Origin of the sequence: uncultured Shewanella sp. (assembly GCF_947501665.1) — a bacterium.
GTDB lineage: Bacteria > Pseudomonadota > Gammaproteobacteria > Enterobacterales > Shewanellaceae > Shewanella.
The window spans coordinates 75,350-95,208 of sequence record NZ_CANMWS010000002.1 but is presented as its reverse complement, the minus strand read 5'-3'; the positions used below and the strand labels follow the sequence as shown (position 1 = coordinate 95,208).

At 38.7% G+C, this 19,859-nt stretch carries 14 protein-coding genes and 1 pseudogene; 8 read left to right on the top strand and 7 right to left on the bottom strand.

The window, feature by feature from the left end:
- Window positions 1-31 precede the first annotated feature (31 nt).
- The 3 genes from Q0976_RS01900 to Q0976_RS01890 form a co-directional block, all read right to left on the bottom strand.
- Entirely contained in the window at window positions 32-1,387 is a 1,356-nt protein-coding gene (locus tag Q0976_RS01900; RefSeq protein ID WP_299490371.1) for a YjiH family protein, read from the bottom strand.
- 464 nt (window positions 1,388-1,851) lie between these two features.
- Window positions 1,852-3,396: a PAS domain-containing methyl-accepting chemotaxis protein gene (locus tag Q0976_RS01895; protein WP_299490369.1), complete on the bottom strand. Its 1,545-nt coding sequence runs from the start codon at window positions 3,394-3,396 to the stop codon at window positions 1,852-1,854.
- 420 nt (window positions 3,397-3,816) lie between these two features.
- Window positions 3,817-4,263, bottom strand: coding sequence for a thioesterase family protein (locus tag Q0976_RS01890; protein ID WP_299490367.1), 447 nt, complete (start codon window positions 4,261-4,263; stop codon window positions 3,817-3,819).
- 165 nt (window positions 4,264-4,428) lie between these two features.
- Between Q0976_RS01890 and Q0976_RS01885 the strand changes: the two genes are divergently transcribed.
- From Q0976_RS01885 to Q0976_RS01875, 3 genes are all read left to right on the top strand, one after another.
- Window positions 4,429-4,854 (top strand): OsmC family protein, encoded by a 426-nt coding sequence (locus Q0976_RS01885; RefSeq protein ID WP_299490365.1) that lies wholly within the window; start codon window positions 4,429-4,431, stop codon window positions 4,852-4,854.
- 106 nt (window positions 4,855-4,960) lie between these two features.
- Window positions 4,961-6,277 (top strand): DEAD/DEAH box helicase, encoded by a 1,317-nt coding sequence (locus Q0976_RS01880; RefSeq protein WP_299490363.1) that lies wholly within the window; start codon window positions 4,961-4,963, stop codon window positions 6,275-6,277.
- 59 nt (window positions 6,278-6,336) lie between these two features.
- Window positions 6,337-7,416: a GTP-binding protein gene (locus tag Q0976_RS01875; RefSeq protein ID WP_299490361.1), complete on the top strand. Its 1,080-nt coding sequence runs from the start codon at window positions 6,337-6,339 to the stop codon at window positions 7,414-7,416.
- 3,709 nt (window positions 7,417-11,125) lie between these two features.
- Here Q0976_RS01875 and Q0976_RS01870 read toward each other — a convergent pair.
- Together Q0976_RS01870 and Q0976_RS01865 are read right to left on the bottom strand one after the other, a co-directional pair.
- Window positions 11,126-11,485, bottom strand: a complete 360-nt coding sequence (locus Q0976_RS01870; RefSeq protein WP_299490648.1) for a DUF3301 domain-containing protein — start codon at window positions 11,483-11,485, stop codon at window positions 11,126-11,128.
- A complete protein-coding gene (locus Q0976_RS01865; RefSeq protein WP_299490360.1) occupies window positions 11,479-12,492 on the bottom strand; it encodes a DUF3549 family protein in 1,014 nt (337 codons plus the stop codon). The genes Q0976_RS01870 and Q0976_RS01865 overlap by 7 nt, the downstream gene beginning before the upstream one ends.
- A gap of 109 nt (window positions 12,493-12,601) precedes the next feature.
- Between Q0976_RS01865 and Q0976_RS01860 the strand changes: the two are divergent.
- From Q0976_RS01860 to purU, 5 genes and pseudogenes are all read left to right on the top strand, one after another.
- Window positions 12,602-12,889: pseudogene (locus tag Q0976_RS01860) on the top strand (YqcC family protein); the annotation flags it as partial.
- A 48-nt stretch (window positions 12,890-12,937) separates the two neighbouring features.
- Window positions 12,938-13,696, top strand: a complete 759-nt coding sequence (truC, locus tag Q0976_RS01855) for a tRNA pseudouridine(65) synthase TruC (protein WP_299490646.1) — start codon at window positions 12,938-12,940, stop codon at window positions 13,694-13,696.
- A 336-nt stretch (window positions 13,697-14,032) separates the two neighbouring features.
- On the top strand, window positions 14,033-14,479 hold the full coding sequence (locus Q0976_RS01850) for a flavodoxin (protein WP_299490357.1): 447 nt from the start codon (window positions 14,033-14,035) through the stop codon (window positions 14,477-14,479).
- Between the two features lie 181 nt (window positions 14,480-14,660).
- A complete protein-coding gene (locus Q0976_RS01845; RefSeq protein ID WP_299490355.1) occupies window positions 14,661-14,849 on the top strand; it encodes a hypothetical protein in 189 nt (62 codons plus the stop codon).
- 83 nt (window positions 14,850-14,932) lie between these two features.
- Entirely contained in the window at window positions 14,933-15,766 is an 834-nt protein-coding gene (gene purU, locus Q0976_RS01840) for a formyltetrahydrofolate deformylase (protein ID WP_299490352.1), read from the top strand.
- Window positions 15,767-15,952: 186 nt separating this feature from the next.
- Here purU and glnD read toward each other — a convergent pair whose 3' ends face one another.
- A complete protein-coding gene (gene glnD, locus Q0976_RS01835; RefSeq protein ID WP_299490350.1) occupies window positions 15,953-18,517 on the bottom strand; it encodes a bifunctional uridylyltransferase/uridylyl-removing protein GlnD in 2,565 nt (854 codons plus the stop codon).
- 496 nt (window positions 18,518-19,013) lie between these two features.
- Window positions 19,014-19,811, bottom strand: coding sequence for a type I methionyl aminopeptidase (gene map / locus Q0976_RS01830; protein ID WP_299490348.1), 798 nt, complete (start codon window positions 19,809-19,811; stop codon window positions 19,014-19,016).
- Window positions 19,812-19,859: the final 48 nt, after the last annotated feature.

Below are 19,859 nucleotides of genomic sequence, written 5' to 3'. Positions count from 1 at the left end.
CTCTTTTTTATGGTGTTATATTAGGAATAGCTTAAAAAATGAGGTGCGCAATCCCGGCAATAATAGGTAAAGTGACTAAGGTTCTTAGAATGAAAACAGCAAATAGCTCAAGCACGTTAATGGGAATTCGGCTACCGATAAGTAAGGCACCGACTTCGCTCATATAAATAAGTTGAGTGACAGACATTGCGGCAATGATAAAGCGCGTCATGTCAGATTCAATACTGCCCGCTAAAATAGATGGAATAAACATATCAGCGAACCCAACGACAATGGTTCTGGAAGCTTCTGTGGCTTCAGGAACATGTAAAAGCTCCAATAATGGGATAAAAGGCATGCCCAAATAGTCAAAAATTGACGTGTATTCAGCCAATATTAGTGCAATGGTGCCCATGCCCATAATAACTGGAATGATGCCAAAAATCATATCAGTGGCGTTCTTTAGTCCGTCAATAAAGGTTTGTTTAAAACCGACTGATTTTTCTGCTTTGGTTAATGCTAAATGGATCCCCCAAGAAAAAGCACTGTGATCGGCAGGGATGACCTCATCATCAGGATGGCGAGGTGAGCCATCAACATATGTGTCTTTTTTCCAAGATAAAGGAGGCAATTTAGGGACAATAATCGCGGCCATTATTCCTGCAAAACAGACGGTAAGGTAGAAAGGCACAAACAAATGTTCAAGTTGTACTTGAGAAATGATCACTAAGGCGAAAGTAATAGAAACTGCAGAGAAAGTGGTACCAATAATGGCGGCTTCTTTTTGTGTGTAAAAACCAGACTCATATTGTTTGGCTGTTAGTAATATTCCAACACTACCATCTCCTAGCCATGAAGCCATACAATCAATAGCACTGCGTCCCGGTAAATTAAAAATGGGACGCATGACTTTTGTTAATAAACTGCCAAAGAGTTCAAGTAAACCAAAGTTAAGCAGTAAGGGGAGTAATAAACCTGCAAATAAGAATACGCAAAGTAGAATAGGTAATAGATCATTTAAAACCAGTGCTCCAGTATTATTAGAGCGGATAGCGTCTGGACCAAATTGGAAAAAGGTCAAAATAATGAAGCTCATTCCCAGTAATCGAATGACTAGCCAAGCTGGGCTGACATTAAAAAGGGAATGTAAAAAGGTGTTATTGATTATCCATTGAGGACGAACAATTTTGGTAAAAATTGACATGACCCCTGTAAAAATAACAATCCCAGTAATAATAGAGGTCAGTACGCCATCGAGTAAGCCCTCTAAGCCTTTTGCAAAAATAGCAATAGGAATAGTGATAGCGTCATTATAACTGACAGGTGTCATGAACAATAACAAGCCAATGATAGATGGTATGAGAAAAGTGAGGATCGTTTTTAAATTGTGGGTTTTTTTTGTAGACATTTTTTATACCCCATATGCCGAGTGTTCCCAGAATGCATTAATTGATGCAAGGTGTAGACTTAGTCAAACGCTTTATATAGTTATCGTCATTATTAAAAAATAAGTGGGCAACTCTACCGTCTAATGCCTTCCATGTAAAATAATTATATTTTTATATAAAATGCGTATATTAGCTGATTACTCTTTTATGAGTCATTATTTGTTTTGTTTTTAGTCAGTATTTTTGTTTTAACACTCTGAAAATAAAGTGTTATTACTAACAGGTTATTTCTTATTCGAAAGAGTGGCAAAGTGGAATGAATAATTATTCAAACCACTTTAACTGAAGTGAAATGAAGCGACTCGTTTGGAAGAAGCCTAGCAGACTGACACTTATCAATTTTATATTACATTGATTTCTATCGAGTTAGTATCACTAGGTTCCTTGCTCAATGTATTGTTTACAACGCTTTTTATTTCTGTGATTAACTAAATGTTTTTCTCAATGATTTTGCTTTTTCTGCATTGACTTTAAGTTCAAGTACTGAGGATTCAACCATATTAACAGCACTCAGGTTTTCAAAACCTGCTTGGCTTATCTGGGAAATATTTTTGTTTATTTCACCGATGACCTGTTTTTGTTGGTCAGCAGCCACTGCATTTTGCTGAGCGAGATCATGAATGTGATTCATGGACTGGTAAATTGTATCGACTTTGGAGGCCGAACTTTGGGTGTCTAATGCACACTGCTGTGCTTGAGATTGGCTCTGATCCATTTGTTTTGCCCAGCGACTTAGCATGCTAAACATTTTATCGACACTTTTAGAAATACTATTGGTTGACTCTTGTGTGCGGCTAGAAAGGGCCCTTACTTCGTCAGCAACAACAGCAAATCCGCGTCCTTGCTCACCTGCTCTTGCGGCTTCAATGGCAGCATTGAGTGCAAGTAGGTTTGTCTGTTCAGCAATCGCATCGATTTCTGACATGGCACTGGCGACATGTTCAGCTTCTTTATTTAATTGATGTGCATTTGCCGCTGCTTCAACTACTGATGCTGTGAGTGCATCAATACTGGCGCTATTTTCTTGCATTGTGTCACGGCTATCTAGACAGAGTTGGCAAGTATCATCAATGTTAAGTGATGTGGATTGGGCATTATTGGCGACTTCACTGATAGAGGCCCCCATTTCTTCCATAGCACTGGCAATTTGTTCTATTTGTTGATTTTCAAGATCTAGGCTTGAATGAGTTTGTTGGGTGGATGAAATGAGTTTTTCGGCAATATTGTCAATGTGCTGGGCATGATCTCGAGAACGTCCCAGCACACCTTGTAACTTGGCATCTTTCATCATGAGTTGAAAATCGAGTAAAGAAGAGCTATCTCTGCCGCAATAAATAAAACGGCTAATGGAATCATAGCTGTGTTTCATTGCCATAAGTTTTGTGGGTATTCGAAAGGCTTCATCATAAAATATGGCTAAGTTAATACCCATTAATAAAATGCCTGCTAAGATCACTCCCCAGCCCCAAATGTAGCCTGCAAGGAGGAGCCCTATACTGGCACTAAAAGCCGATAGGATACGTTTTTGGGTTAAGCTTATAGGATCTGAAACCGTTTTGTTTTGATTGAGTTTTAAGTAAATTTTTTGGGCATTTTTAACAAATGCATTTTTGGGCGCTATGCGCACAGACTGATAACCAATAATTTCTCCATTTTCAACAAGTGGAGTGACAAAGGCATCAACCCAATAATAGTGTCCATTTTTACAGCGGTTTTTGACTATGCCTCGCCAAGATTGTCCCGATTTCAATTTTCCCCACATTTCTTTGAATGCAGCGCTTGGCATATCTGGATGGCGAACAATACTATGATTCTTTCCGAGAAGTTCATTTTTGCTAAAGCCGGATATGTCGATAAATTGTTGGTTAACGTAAGTGATGATGCCATGTTTGTCAGTGGTCGAGATTAATTCATCAGAAGATGTTAATTTGCGCTCTTGATCTAGGCCTGTAGAGAAGGTTTTACTCATGCGTTTATTCCATGCCTCAGCGTATGAATAATCTCATTTCCAAAGGAAAGTAATGGGAAATAGATGTAATATTTGTACGCTAACTTTATGTTTATTGTTATTTAAAGGTTAACATTACTATACCCTTAAATAATATAAGGGTTCAATATTGTTTTAAAGCTAATTCGTTGGCTTTATTGTATTTTACTTTAGCCTTTTTGCCTATTAGCCGTTTTATTACTTTATCGTGGAGGCTGTAATGTAGGGCCTATGGGTATTCGTTTTGTTGTGAGCATTTCGTGTTTACAGGCGGTTGGATAATGATGACACTGAAATATTGAATGGAAGAAAGAGGCATCTAATGAGTGAGATTACATTTATTAGAAGCTGATCACACATTAGCGCCACTTTTAAGGATTAGGTTGGGTGAATTGAACATCATTAAGTTAATAAATTAGGATCTTGACCTAATTGAGTTATCAGCTCACTGGGCATAGGCACTAATTGGCGAGATTGATTCATACACACCATTTCAACCTCTGCGCTTACTGCGGGCTTTTTACGATTGGGTCGCCATATTTCTTGGTGCCAAATGGTTCGGTATTTACTTTCAAAATAAAATTGGGTACGTACATCAATTTCATCGGCAAACTCGACTCCTTCAAAGCAGGTCATGTCACTTCTGTAAACGGCAAAGCCCAGTTGCTGTTGATTCCAAAGTTGCATTAGTGTGTCTGGGCCAATGACATGTTCTCTTGCCCTTTCAAAAAATTTAAGAAAATTAGGATGGTAGACAACACCTGAAAAATCAGTATCTTCATAATAAATCTGCATAGACAGGTGATAGGTTTTAGATTGGGAGAATTTAGTTTTGATTGTCATAGTCATATTGTTGGTTAACTCTATACTGGCAGTTTATTCTGCATGTATACAGCATGAGTGAATATGGGGATTTTAGCATGAAGCATTATTTTTTAGACGAGGTTTTCTGTTTACATTTAAAACCTGCGTCATTGGTGTTAGTTTAGCTATTTTTAAAAGGGTAATAAGATCATGCCAGATAAGACAATCATTGTTAATACTCAAATGGCAGATGGCTGGAAAGTCACTGCAAATGTGAGAGAACATACCCTCGTGATTGATCAACCGTCAGCGACGGACTTAGGGGCTACGCCACTTGAAACATTTATTTTCTCACTTGCAGGCTGTATTTCAACCATTGCTAAAATGGTCGCACGTGATAAAGGGATTAAACTCAATGGAATAGATGTCAATATGACTGCCGTCTTAAATACAGATGGTTTAAGCGGAAAAGAGACGACAGATCCAGTCGGTTTCAAATCAATTGATATTCACGCGAGAATTGATGCTGATTTGACTTCGTCAGAAAAACAAGCATTTTTAGATCTTGTTTGTCATCGTTGTCCTATACACGATAATTTATTGAATCCGACGTTAGTTGAGCATAGTGCTCAATAACGATTAGATTAATACCATTATATTTGAGGGCTGAGTGGGCTTTAGCTATTCAAACAAGGGGCTTCTTGGTAAACTTTAAGGCTTAATTATTGCCGATGAGTTTATCATGAAATTTTCCAGTCTCAGTTTTGATGCAAGAATTGTCGATGCTGTCACTCAATGTGGTTACCAAACCTTAACTCAGGTTCAATCGGAAGTGATCCCTTTAGCGTTAAAGGGTGATGATGTGATGGCGTGTGCGCAAACTGGCACAGGTAAAACGGCAGCTTTTACGCTACCTTTGTTACAGCTGCTGGCTCAGTCTCTCTCTAACAGTACATTACTTGATAATACTGGGTCGACTCACCATTGTGAGGTTCGAGTGTTAGTATTGACACCGACACGAGAACTGGCTATTCAAGTGAGTCAAAGTATTGTTAAATACAGTCAGTTTCTTCCGTTTAACACAACCGCTGTATATGGCGGGGCGAATATGAACCCTCAACGTAAGGCTTTATATGCCGGAGTGGATTTTTTAGTGGCGACACCAGGGCGGCTATTTGATCATATTGGCCAGCAGCATGTTGATTTATCATTCGTTTCTCATCTTGTGGTTGATGAAGCTGATCGCATGTTAGATATGGGGTTTGTTCGAGATATTGAGAAAGTTAAAAAATTATTAGCTCCAGATCATCAAACTTTATTTTTCTCGGCAACTTATAATGCTGAAGTTAAACAATTAGCAGGAAAAATGTTAGTCAATCCCCATTGGATTAATGTGGCGAGTCAACCAACAAGTGAGCATATTACTCAAGAAGTTTATTTGGTGGATAAACGCCGCAAAACGGAATTGCTTTCAGAACTCGTCGGGCGTAATAATTGGCAGCAAGTGCTTGTTTTTGTCAGTACTAAAGAAAGTGCTGATAATTTATGCCGAGAGTTGGCACTTGATGGTATCAACAACGCGGTATTTCATGGTGATAAAACACAAGGCGCGCGTAATCGTGCCCTAGAAGAGTTTAAATCAGGCCTATTACGTGTCATGGTCGCTACCGATGTGGCTGCGCGTGGATTAGATATTGAGTCCTTACCTTTAGTGATTAATGTCGAATTACCTGATGATCCTCAAGATTACATTCATCGGATAGGTAGAACAGGGCGAGCCGGACAAAAGGGCAGAGCGATTTCATTTATTTCTCCTCAAGATGAATCTATATTGGCCGATATTGAAGCGATTATTTTACAAACATTACCAAGAGTGACTTTGCCTGGCTATGAAATTGGGGCACCTTTACCTGCACGTTATCGGGAGCATACTGCACTTGAAAAAGCAAAACAAAACCGTTCTTTTTCGCGTAAAACTTCGATAGATAAACGCAGTAAAATGAATAGAAGTAAAGGCAGCGCGAAGAAAAAAGGGGGAAAACCTAAACATAGAGGTTAATCTCACTCATGTTAACGTTTTATTTTGTTCTGTGAATGACTATCTTGGAATACATTAATATGATCCAAACTGCGATACCGACAAATATTATTACTGGTTTTCTTGGTTCAGGAAAAACCTCACTCATTACCGCTCTTTTGAAAGTGAAGCCCAAAGACGAAAAATGGGCGGTATTGGTCAATGAGTTTGGTGATGTTGGCATCGACAGTGCCTTATTATCAAAAGATCAGCCGGAAATCCATATTCGAGAGGTAGCAGGAGGCTGTATGTGCTGTGCTGCTGGTGTACCGATGCAAGTGGCCATCACACAACTCATTGCAAAGGCGAAACCAGATAGATTAATAATAGAGCCGACTGGTTTAGGTCACCCTGAAGCCGTACTCAAAGTGTTAACAGAGCCACATTTTAAACATATTATCGATATGAAAACGTGTATGACTTTAGTTGATGCGCGTAAGATCACTGATATTCGTTATCAAACTAATGATACTTTTCAGCAACAATTAAGAGTCGCAGATATTATTGTTGCCAGTAAGTCTGATGAATATCAACACGAAGAATTCGGTGATTTAATGTGTTTTTTACAAGAAAAAGGGATGAAGTATAGTCAGTGTTTACGATTCTCATCTAAGCTAGCACAGTATTCAGATCTCGATACCGCTCAGTTGTTAGGGTTAATGAATGATGTATGCCATTATACCGCGGACACCCCATTGATACCGGCCACTCAAACGTCAGTTTTATCTCCTCAACCGACATCATTATTGTCTCGTAATATTCCACATCATCAATTTCCTGTTTTCAATGACATTGATGAGGCAAAAAATATTGTATTTGATAAACGAGGAATATGGAGTAAACACCATTATGCTGAAGCACATTACTCTTATGCTTGGGTATTCTCTCCTCAATATGAGTTTGATTTGCCTTTATTACTCAATTTCATTGATGTTATAGAGGCCGTGAGGATTAAAGCAATATTGATTACTGGTGATGGGATAGTCGGGATCAATTGGGTTGAAGGGGAGATGGAGCTAAGCGAATTTGATGAAGTGATGGATTCAAGAATTGAAATTATTACTCAAGTTGAATGCTCTGTAACCGAGCTTGAAGCAAGATTTATTGCCTTACTAAAATGAAGTCATTGTGACTAACATTAATTTTTTTACCGTTTATCGGACGCTTGCTTGTATTAAGTGTGAGAGTACAAACCTAGTCTAATGTGGAGGTGCCTCTTATCTTTATTTAAGAATATGCCCTACAAAGTCTTTAGTTTTACTCTCTCTTAATTTCACTATACCAACCTAAAGTAAGTAAATGATCAGTTCAGAGCCATTCACTCTGTGCGAGTTTAAAAATACGTTATGCTGCGTTGTTTGTTTTTGATATAGAATAACGATTAGCGTCAAACTGCCGCGACCTCCATGGCCGTTCATTCACATCCATATGAACACGGCATTTGTTCATCCGTAAACATCAGATGGAGGGAATGTCAGTTAAAGCAGGAGCAATTAACGACCTTGCCTACCGCATTTTTAATTCCCGCAGAATGATCACTTACTTAACCTGAACTCGGGATAAGCAGCGCCGCTTAATAGCGCTATTTTGCCCCTATCTATGTTGTGTTTCCTACTAATAGCCCGCTATTAGATACGACATCCCGCCTTGATATAGACACAAATAGTGGTATTTAGCCAAATGAAACAATAAAGAATAACTGGATTTATTTTAACCTATTGACTTTAAGTGGATTACCAATGTTCTTTGACACTCATTATCCCTAGTTCAGGTTACTTAGATTGGTATTATTTGGTGTTCATCAGAGTTGTGCCTTCTACTCATCGTGGATTATTAGGACTGAACCTCTGTCTTGAAATTAAATAGAAATAAATTGATTTTACATATAAAACAATAGGTTATATTATCTTTATTATATGAAGCTTCACTCAGTGAGGGGGCAACGGGCTTTATGCGATGTTAGATGTTTTCGATAACCGACCCCTCGATCGTTTATTTATCCCTGTGAAGACGACATTTGTTCATCCGTAAACATCAGATGGAAAGAAAGATAGAGAGACGTTGGAACCCAAGCCGAGAATAACGATCTGCTTCTAATATCCGTGACCGCCATATCGGTGAGAATGCCTGTTAAAGCTGTCACCATAAACGACCTTGCCTTGAACTCCTACTGAAAGATCACTTATATAACAGAATTGATATGAATTACTGCTTTAGCTATCAGAGGTTACTTTCATATAAGTAAACGTGTTGATATTAAATATGAAAATTCATAATAATCGATTAGATTTGAAATGATTAACCTTAAATGAAGTTTTGTACTTCTTTGACAAATATTATTCAAATTATCGTTAGATGTCCTCAATAACCTTGCTGATGACTAGATGTTTCATGTTTTTAATAAAATTGATATGCGACTTTTGTTTTACCAAGGTTGCCAAAGTGCTTTTTTTGTATTTAATTTATCCAAATAAGTGTATTTGTATCTTTTATGTTCTTTGTGTGGTTTGTTTTTGTTGTTAATGCTATTCGCTATGTAAGATATATCCTACAAAGTTGTGGGATATAGGTATTTTTTAGCTGGGGTAAACTCGGTCGCCACCTATTAAGATGTTGATATAAAATATTTTTTGTTTTATTTTTGATATATCTCTAATCGAAAAGTGGCAGTTTTATTGAAAAGTCATCATGCTTTTTATTCACAGAAAACCTAAAATAATCCTATCGAAAAGCAGCGAAGGTTTTTTTAAGCTAGCGAATAAAGAGAATGAAATAGAAGTGGTCTTTAGCTTTTATTTGATAACTAAAATTAATTGCTTTCGGTGATACTTGATAATTATTTATCATTTTTCAACAGGTTTGGTTGAAAGTCAATCGTATATTGATTGGTAGAAATAAGGAGCTGTAATAGCAAGGATGCTAAGAATGAGGGGCACAGGATGTGCTAGCTTTTTACAAGTATGTTACTCATTCGTTGTTAATCAAGGTAAACACAGGAAGTGTTAGCTGCAGCAAGGAAGCATGAATGAGAATAAGGCCTAGGAAGGGCATTAAGTTGACAGGAAAGTCATTTATTCTCTTAAAAATGGGCACAAGGAGTGCCAGCCGTTTATAAGTGATAAACATGTAGTTTTAAATGAAATTGAAATACAGGAAGTGTTTCATATTGATATGGATATCATTCATTTAAAGTTGTTTATAAATGAGATGCAGTATGTGTCTTTATCTTATATAGGCAAGCAAGGAAGCAAGATGAGAATTGGGCATAGGAAATGCTAGCGGTTGACAAGGAAGTCACTTATTCTCATATTTTTGAGGGTTAAGGGAAGAATGTTATACAAGGAGGTAATGTCAATATGCGTTATCGGCTTTTATGTTATAAGGATATAACAGGCAAGGATTGCTAAAGAGTTAAGTGCAGGAAGCACTGAAAAAGCCTAGACAAGGAAGTTATATAGTGAAGCTGTTAAGCCAACGGATGGGCTGCATAGGGATAGAGTAGATAGGGAAATAGCAGATAAGGAAATAGTTTGGCAAGGAGTGTCAAAGAGCGTAGGCCTATTAGTGAAGGAAGCACTGAAAAAGCCTAAACAAGGAAGTTATATAGTGAAGCTGTTAAGCCAACGGATGGGCTGAATAGGGAAATAGCAGATAAGGAAATAGTTTGACAAGGAGTGCCAAAGAGCTGCAGGCCTATTAGTGAAGGAGGCACTGAAAAGCTTGGACAAGGAAGTGGTATAGGGACGCTGTTCAGCCAGCGGATGGACTGCATAGGGAAATAGCAGATAAGGAAATAGTTTGGCAAGGAGTGCCAAACGGGATTGATGAACTAGCTTGAGTATGATTGCAAGAAACTCAATATAGAAAAGTTTTGAGAAAAAAATAAATCATCGAGCAATTGTATATAAGATGTTTGTGTTAATTAGGGGCTGGGATATTATTTTAGAATAACGACTACTTAGTAGAACTTATCAATGTATTTTTAGTTTGCATTTTAGCCCATACTGATATTTACATATTAGTAACACTATAGGTTATAGTCCTTAAGTCTTGTAAGAGATTTCGCACAAAAACAAATAAAAATATGCCATCACGCATAATGGATAAAAGCTAAATTATCCATATTACCAAATAAAACAATTGCTTGTTGGTGTCTGGTTTTATTTGTTAAAAAATATATTTGTTATATTTGTGTTTAAAATGTGTATATTTTGTTTTTTTGAATTACACTTTAGAAGGTACACGGAGGTTGATTGAGTGGCCATTAGCTCAGGATGCTAGCTATTGCACTTGTATGGCTTAGGGAGGAGGTTTTCAAGGATGAAAACGAAAAGCAAAAAGGAAGTTATGCAGTAAAAGGACGAAGGTTATTGCCTGGAAGGCAAGTTACATGGAAAGTACGTAATATTCTTCAAGGATGACATTGGAGCAGCTTAAGGAACAAGCCAGCCTAACCTTAGGTTAGGGCTAGGATACGGTTAATGATTGTGATCAAGGATGAGGCTTTAAGGACTAAGCCACTTATCATAAAAGGAAAAGTGCCATTTCTGCAAAGGAGTTTTGCGGGTTGCTTCGGATGGCAATAATAAATGGATTGTGGCCAATCGGATCCTCAAGGACGATTGTGGACACGCTGATGGATTAAGCAAGCCAAGCAAAGGATGTGTGCGGGATCAAGGAGGATGTACTCTGGTACAAGGATGACAAGGATGCACAAGGATGAAGCAAGGAGCATATTGATCGCATGGATGGTGCAGGGAGCACGAAAATAGCGGGATAGCTTAATCAATAATAGAAAGGCACGACTTAGGTCGTGCCTTTTCTTTTGCTTTATCGATTTGGGCAGCGGCCTATTTGCCCTTTGGCATCAGGTGCACCTTGCCATTCAGGTTCGGGAAAAACTGGCCATTCAATTTTTTGTATTCTCGTGCCTAACAGCCATATATTTCCTTGATGTTTATCAATACCATTGGTACTGAATTCAAATAAGTATCTTGCTTTCCACGTAAAACCAGTATTGCCACCTAGACTTGGGCGAGCGGAGTCTTGTGCAATGGCTAATAGTTGAACTTGTTGTTTTTGACATTCTTTATTGACGTAAATACGACTGACTTCCGCCATCTGTCTGAGTTGCCAGAAGAAAATGATGACAATAATAAGTATGAGAATAATGAAAATATCTATCATGATTTAGTTGCCTTGAATAAACCACCTATGGCCTGAGTAAGTTGTTCACTGCGTTCAGGATTACGTAATTGTGCAAGTAGCAGTGGGCGTAATGCCGGAATAGCAACTAATTCAATGAATAGTTGATTAAAAAAAGATTGTTCTTGTTCGGCTAAAGTATTCAAGTAAAGTGTTTGTAATTGTGTGTCTTGAAGCATCGTCCAATTGCGCCCAGCAATAGTAATGAGTAATTCGGGAGTTAATTGGTTTTGTTTATGCCAATACATTATGGCTTTTTTAGCCAAGTTGGGATGAGAAGCCAGTGCTCTCAATCGATAAATGTCATTCTCTCTATCTTCATTCAGTATTTGGGCCAATAATAAATGGGCTAAGGAAGGTTCAATGGTCAGGTGCTCTAAACATTGGCATATGGCGATTTGAATTTCGTTGGGTGCAGTTGATAAGCCTTTTTGAATAAGAGGCAGGTGTTTGCTATCATCATTTCTGACACAAATGTCTGCAATTCCTTGTAACCCTAGCTCTTTCCATTGACTTTCTTTGCTATTCTCAGCTAAATAATCACAGGCTTTTTGGTATTGTGAAGAAGGGGGATGATTAAGTTTTTGTCTTACTAATGCATTAAAGATAGCCAGCTTTTCTGAATTAGGTTTAAAGCTAAATGGATGATTAGCAAGTTTGTCTTGCTGTGCTTCTGTTAATGTCTGCGTGGGAGAATTGCCGAGTGCCTCTATAATCATTTTAATAAATTGTGTTCTTGGGGCTGGGGAGAGTAAACCTTGCTCATCAAGTGGCAATTTTAAAAACCAAATGAAATGCTCTTTTGTCTCATCCCAAAAAACAAGCGCAAAATGTGCATGGCCTTGTAAAGGACTGGGGTAAGGACGATCAAGTGCTTCAATTTGCTCAAATGCTTTTGTATCTATGTATTGAACTCGACGGCCCATTTCATAAACATGAAATTGGCTGCCGCCTAAAGAAAGAAATTGGCTTAGTGTTGTTATTTTATCCATGTTACTGCCACATTAAAGAAATTGAGTGGGTATTATAGGGATAAGTCAGACTAGATGGTATGATCTTATATGGAAAATTATAAGGCCCATTAAATTTAAGAAGCATGTTATGTCGCATACCCTTGTTCAAGAAAAGCTAATTAATCTCGAAAATTTATTGTGTTTAACAAAACGCTTCCCAGTTGAAAAACCGTCTGCCACTGCGATGTTAAGTCAAGCTCCCTTTGCCGTCGATACCATGAGTTTTGAGCAATGGTTACAGTTTGTTTTTTTACCTACAATGCATCACTTAATTGATAATAATTTACCTTTACCCAGTGAAATGGGCATCGCACCGATGGCAGAGCAAGTATGGGGGATGGAGCCAAGCCTTAATGAGTTAGTTAGAGCATTTCAGGGCTTTGATACTTTTTTTGCTCACCATCAAGCGGATTGTGACACTGAGATCCCCCCAAAATTAGCGATTTTATATGAAGATGACGATATTGTTGTGATCCATAAGCCTGCGGGGTTATTGGTCCATAGAACGTACTTGGCAAGAAAAGAACGCTTTTTTGCTATGCAGTTACTGAGAGATCAGGTTGGCTGCCATGTTTATCCTGTGCATCGTTTAGACAGGCCGACATCGGGTGTTTTATTATTTGCTAAAAGCAGTGAGATGGCACGAATATTATGTGAACAATTTGAGCAGCATAGTGTAGAAAAACAATATTTAGCGATAGTAAGAGGCAACATGAGTGAGGGGGGGAAACTAGATTATCCTTTGAAAAAAGAACTTGATGCCCTTGGTGATAAAAATGTGGATCCGAATAAATTAGCACAAGATGCGGTGACAGATTTTCAGCCCTTACTCAATACTGAGATCCCATATGCTTCAGGTCGTTACGCGACCAGTCGTTATGCCTTGGTACACTTGACGCCATTAACAGGAAGAAAACATCAGTTAAGGCGGCATATGGCACATTTGCGGCATCCCATTATTGGAGATACGACTCATGGTGATGGAAAGCAAAATAAATTTTTTAGGGAGCATTTTAATGTTAATCGTCTTTGGTTAATTGCGAAGAAATTGTGTTTTGATCATCCAAGAACGGGTGAGAGTATGGTGATTGAAACGGAGTTAGAATCTGAATGGCTGACACTGTTTCATGGGTTAGGTTGGAATGAGACAGAATTGAGCCAAGATGAAGGCTATTTAATATAGTTTATTCCCTTTATTAACTGAATGTTCGTGTGTGGTATATTGCTCATCTCAAATCAGGGTTAATTGTGTTTTTTGAGACGGAAAAAATGAGACGTAGAGGATTGTGCTTCGGGAGGGTTTTCTGCGAGAAAGTATTTTATTCGTCTGATTTGAGCAGCTTTTTGTTTTTGTTTTCTGTGTTTAAATCGATAAACATGTCGCATAATACGCCTCTGCGATTGCAATATTAATACGCTATCAGTGGATCCCTTTTTGCGATACAGTATTAATAGGTTATGTGAGATATTCATTGAGAAATCATCAATGATCATTCATCACTCATAGGATTAAGTATACATGAAAAAGATTAATTTAGTTTATGGCACTGTTTATGGCAGTGCTCAGTATGTTGCTGAAACCATTAAAACGGCTTTATTAGATGCTGGCAATGAAGTGGGACTACACCAAGTTGATGATTTAGATGGGTTCGTACCTCCTCAAAATGAAGTTTTGTTGATTGTTTGTGCCACAACAGGGCAAGGTGATGTGCCTGATGATATTTATCCTTGGTTTTCTGAATTGAAAAATACAGCGCCCTATTTGCCCGATTTAGAATACGGTGTGATTGCTTTGGGGGATTCCAGTTATGATACTTTCTGTGGGGCTGGTTTACAATTTGATGCTTTATTCACAGAGCTTGGAGCAAAACGATTAGGTGAGGTTTTGAAAATTGATGCTGGTGAGACGATGGAGCCTGAAATTGAAGCATTAAAATGGATGGAATCTTGGCAATCTCTTTTATAATATAAATACAGTCAGATTCTACTTTATACAATTCCATTATAGCAAGTGCGCTTATAGTAAGGGCGCTTTCAGCGGGAGTTCCACATACTGTAGCCAAGGTTGTTAATTGCGCCTGCTTTAAAAGACATTCCCACCATCTGATGTGTACGGATGAACAAATACCGTGTTCATATGGATGTGAATGAACGACCTTGGAGTCGCCGCTTTTGAATTGATCATCTCTATAATGGAATTGGTATTACCTCAACGTGATCGATCTCAAGTTGAGGTTATTTTTGCTATTTGGCTCTCAAAGCGCATTAAATTTGAATTATTTAGTCGTATTCCTGTTTTAAGATCTTGCTTGGCTAAGGTAGACTGGCGTCTTTAAATGCCATCACTTGTAATGTTGTGGATGAATAGCACATTGCTGTGATGATAAAATAAGTACCGTCGTAGTAGCAAAGGGGAGTTATGGAACGCAAGATATTGATCACCGATTGTGATGATACTCAAGGCATATTAGCTGGAGTGACAGGGGTCTGCTATCAGCACAAACTTAATATAGTTAAAAACAGTGAGTTTGTTGATAACCAACAAGGACGGTTCTTTATGCGAACCGAGTTGGAAGGTGTATTCGATACAGATAGGCTATTAGCTGATTTAGATAAGGTGCTACCGAAGAACCACCATACTAAATTGACCGATACAGGTGTAAAGCGTGTCGTTATTATGGTCACGAAAGAAGCGCATTGCCTTGGTGATTTACTCATGAAAGCCTATTACGGTGGTTTAAATGTCGAAATTGCTGCTATTGTGGGTAATTATGATACGTTAAAACCTTTAGCGGATAAGTTTGATATTCCATTTCATTACGTCAGTCATGAGAATTTGACCCGTTCAGATCATGAACATGCGATGATGAAAGTGATCAGTGAATATCAACCTGATTATGTGGTATTGGCTAAGTATATGCGAATTTTAACACCGGATTTTGTTGAGCAATATGCGAATAAAATCATTAATATTCATCATTCTTTTCTGCCAGCGTTTATTGGGGCATCACCTTATAAGCAGGCGTGGGAGCGAGGTGTTAAGATCATTGGTGCCACAGCCCACTTTGTCAATAATTGCTTAGATGAAGGCCCTATTATTAAGCAAGATGTTATCCATGTTGATCACAGTTATAGTGCAGAAGAAATGGCACGCTGTGGTCGTGACGTTGAGAAAAGTGTATTAAGCAAGGCATTACAACTGGTACTCAACGAAGAAGTGGTGGTTTATGGTAACAAAACCGTTGTTTTTTAAGTCTTAATATCGTATTCGATAAAAGGGAAATGGTATCATTTCCCTTTTTTGTTTATTGGATCTAGGTACTCTTTGACCTGAACTCGAAATATTTAGTCAAACTTAAAAATAAATCAAATACCATTTGCTTAATAATTTTTTAATGAATTATTTATGGCTTTTGACACTCATAAAGCCGAGTTGAGGCTATTTAGGCGTTAACATGTTAATGAGTGATGATTGTAATTCTGCTTTTTGCTCATCACTGAGTTTCCCCCCCTCGGTTGTTTGTAATAAAAAGAAATCTTCTGCTCGCTCACCAATAGTGCTAATTTTTGCTGCACGTACATTAATTTTACAGCGGTAAAGCACTTCGCCGAGCTTTGCTAATAGCCCCGGTGAATCCAAGGTAATCAACTCCATCATGCTGGTATCATTTCGAGGACTCGGTGGGAAACTGACCTGAGTTGGTACTTTAAAGTGTTTCATTTTTCGAGATATTTTCCTAAATTTTGGTAATTTAGGAGATTGATTGTTGAGCGCTTTAATCAAGGCTTTTTTAATGGATTGTATGCGAGGAAGGTGAGTGATTGGACTGCCGTCTTGTTCAATCACGACAAATGTATCGACGACAAATTTATCTTTTGTTATCAATATAGTGGCATCATTAACGCAGACTTTTTTATTATCCAAAATGGCCATTATAGAGACGAAGAGTTTGGCTTTGTCACTACTATAAATAAACAATTCAGTTCCGCCTCTTGTTGAATGCTTTGATAGCATGACTAAAGGCTCATCTTTTTTATGTTTAAGTATAGCTTCTGCGTGCCAACTGAGCTGATTAGGCTGATGTTTGATAAAATAATCGGCTTTGAAGCGGTGCCACAGTTTATCGATGGCCTCTTCTTGAAAGCCACGTCGTAATAGCTCTTTTTTGGCTTTTGCTTGATGCTCACGGACTCTGGCGCGAATATCAACTGGTTTTTCTTTTCCTCTTGCTAATACCCTTTGTGTTAAAAAGTACAGATCCCTCAATAAGGCACCCTTCCAATTGTTCCACAGTTTATCATTGGTTGCACACATATCGGCCACGGTTAAGCAATAGAGGTAGCTTAAATGTGTTGCTGTGCGTACCTTGTCAGCAAAAACGGCAATCACGTCAGGATCGGATATATCGCGTCTTTGGGCAGTGATTGACATGAGAAGATGGTTTTCGACCAACCAGCTGACCATACGTCCATCATGGCTGTTCATATCGTGTAATTGGCAAAATTCGATGGCATCTTGGCTGCCGAGTTGGCTGTGATCGCCCCCTCGACCTTTGGCGATATCATGGAAAATAGCAGCAAGAACCAGCAGGCCTTTTTTGGGTAATTGATTAATGATGACTGAGCCTAGGGGAAACTCCATTTTCTGCTCGGGTTGTGAAAAACGATCAATATTAAGCAAGAGTCTGTGAGTATGTTCATCAACGGTGTAAGCATGAAATAAATCAAATTGCATTTGCCCTTCAATCTTTCTCCAAGCGGGTAAATAAGCCGACATAATGCCATGCTTGTGCATGAGTGATAGGGCTGAAATGCCTTGAGAGTGTCGAAGAATTTCCATGAAGACTTTACGGCATTCAGGGATGGCCATTAAAGGGATAGTGAGAGCATCTCTCGCTTGCCTTAAACTGCGCAATGTCGGTGCAAAAATACCTTCTATCTTCACATTTTGCGCAACATGTAAAAACAAGGTCATGATTTGTTCGGGTTGTTTGAATAATTGAGTGGATAAGCTCTCAATGAGTTTACCTCGGCGTTGAAAATCGTCATTAATTGGCGTGACTTTCAGTATGCTCGTATGGGAAAGTGTGGCTTGTTTAAAGAGCTGTAATAACATTTGATTCAGCTCTAATACTCGTCTGATTGTCTGGTAATATTGTTTCATCATGAGCTCTACAGCCAGTTGGGTACCATCGACATAACCCATCAATTCAGCCACTCTTGGTTGTAGATCGAACAATAACCGATTTTCATCTCGCCCAGAGATAAGGTGTAAGGCAAACCTGAGCTGCCATAGAAACCCTTGGCATTGCAGTAATTCTTCTAGTTCGATGGGTTCAAGAAAATGATAAGAGACTAATTCTTCTAGTTTGGCAGCATTAAAATAGCGCATGGCCACCCAAGCTATGGTTTGAATGTCTCTTAGTCCGCCAGGGCAAGATTTTATATTGGGCTCTAAATCAAAGGCATTGGCTTTTGCGTGACGGACCGCTTGCTCTTCACGTTTTGCTAGGTAGAATTGACTACTGGGCCAAAAATCATCGGTTCGAATGCGAGTATAGAGCTGTGAGAATAACTCTTCTGGGCCGCAAAGTAGTCTGGCTTCTAATAAATTTGTGGCGATGGTGATGTCGCTCTTTCCTTGTTCAAGTGTTTCATTAATGGTTCGGACACTGTGACCGATTTCTAGTCCTGCATCCCATAAGAAGGTAATGAACTCACCGACTTTTTGCTCACCCTGTTTGTCTAATTGATTATCGACGAGAAAAAGTAGATCGACGTCTGACTGAGGATGTAACTCCCCGCGGCCATAGCCACCAACGGCAATCAATGCAATAGGGTAGTCATTGAGGCCTATTGCTTGCCATTCATTTTTAAGGGTTTCATCAACCAGCTGGCACCTTTGCGTCACGAGTTCATATACATCACTTTCATAACTGAAGATGGATTTTGAGATTTCATTTTGAGCGAGAAAAGCATTTTTTGCGCAAAGAGCTGATTTCATGGCAGATGATCTCGGTACTGTGGCGGAGGAGAATGGTATTCATTATCTACCTAAATCCGCTTAAAGTGAAGTGAAGGAGAAAGATGAGCTTGCCGGTGAAAAAATGCAAGTTAAAGCAGGTGTATTGGTTTATATGTACATGTCTCCCCTTAAATCATATTGCTTAAGGGGAGGTTACCCTCATTTCATCATATAGAGGCTCACGCAGTGCGGGTTTCAATAGACTTTATGCGACGTTAGAGGTTTTCGATAACCGACTCCAGAGTTGTTCATTCGTATCCATGTGAACACGATATTTGTTCATCCGTAAACATCAAATGGAGAAGATAGAGCGACGTTTGAACCCAAGCCGAGAATAACGATTAGCTTCAGACATTCCCACAGCTATGGCCGGTGGGAATGTCTGTTAAAGCAGATGTAATTAACGATCTTGTCTACAGTATGGTGAACTCCCGTTGAAAGAGCCCTTATTTAATAGAATTGGTATTACCAAGAATTAGTGATTGATGATTCTTGGTAGATCTTCTTCTTCACGTAAGGTTAATATTTCTACGCCTTTTTGCGTGATCAATAGAGTATGTTCCCATTGAGCTGAATTTTTACCATCTGATGTGGTGACCGTCCATTTATCTTCATTATCGAGTACGCTGGTATGGCGACCTGCATTGATCATGGGTTCGATGGTAAAACACATGCCTGGACGCAGTACTGTATTATCATTATTCTTATAATGAACAACTTGAGGTTCTTCGTGAAAGCCTTCGCCAATACCATGACCGCAATAATCTTTAACAATGGTATATTTTTCTAATCCGGTTTTACTGGCTTTGATAAATTTTTCAACGTTGGTACCAATTTCACCTAGTTTCATGCCTGGACGGACTTTACGGATGGCTGTATAAAGACTTTCTTGAGCGATACGGCACAGACGTTTGTCTTTTGGAGTGACATCGCCTATTAAGAACATTTTTGAGGTGTCACCATGGAAGCCGTCTAGGATGACCGTAATATCGATATTTATAATATCGCCATCTTTTAGCGCTCTATCGCTTGGAATACCATGACAAATAACATCATTAATGGATGTACAGATGGATTTTGGAAATCCATGGTAATTCAATGGAGCCGAAATAGCCCCGTGCTCTTGTGTGTACTTGGCGCAAATGTCATTCAGTTCATTGGTTGTGACCCCAGCTTTAACGAAAGGCGCAATCATTTCTAGTACTTGAGCCGCTAATTTCCCTGCAGCCCGCATTTTCTCTATTTGTTCACTCGTTTTAATCACAATACTCATGCTGATGTCTCTTTACCTTACTGTATAAAATGAGCCCGCAAAATACAC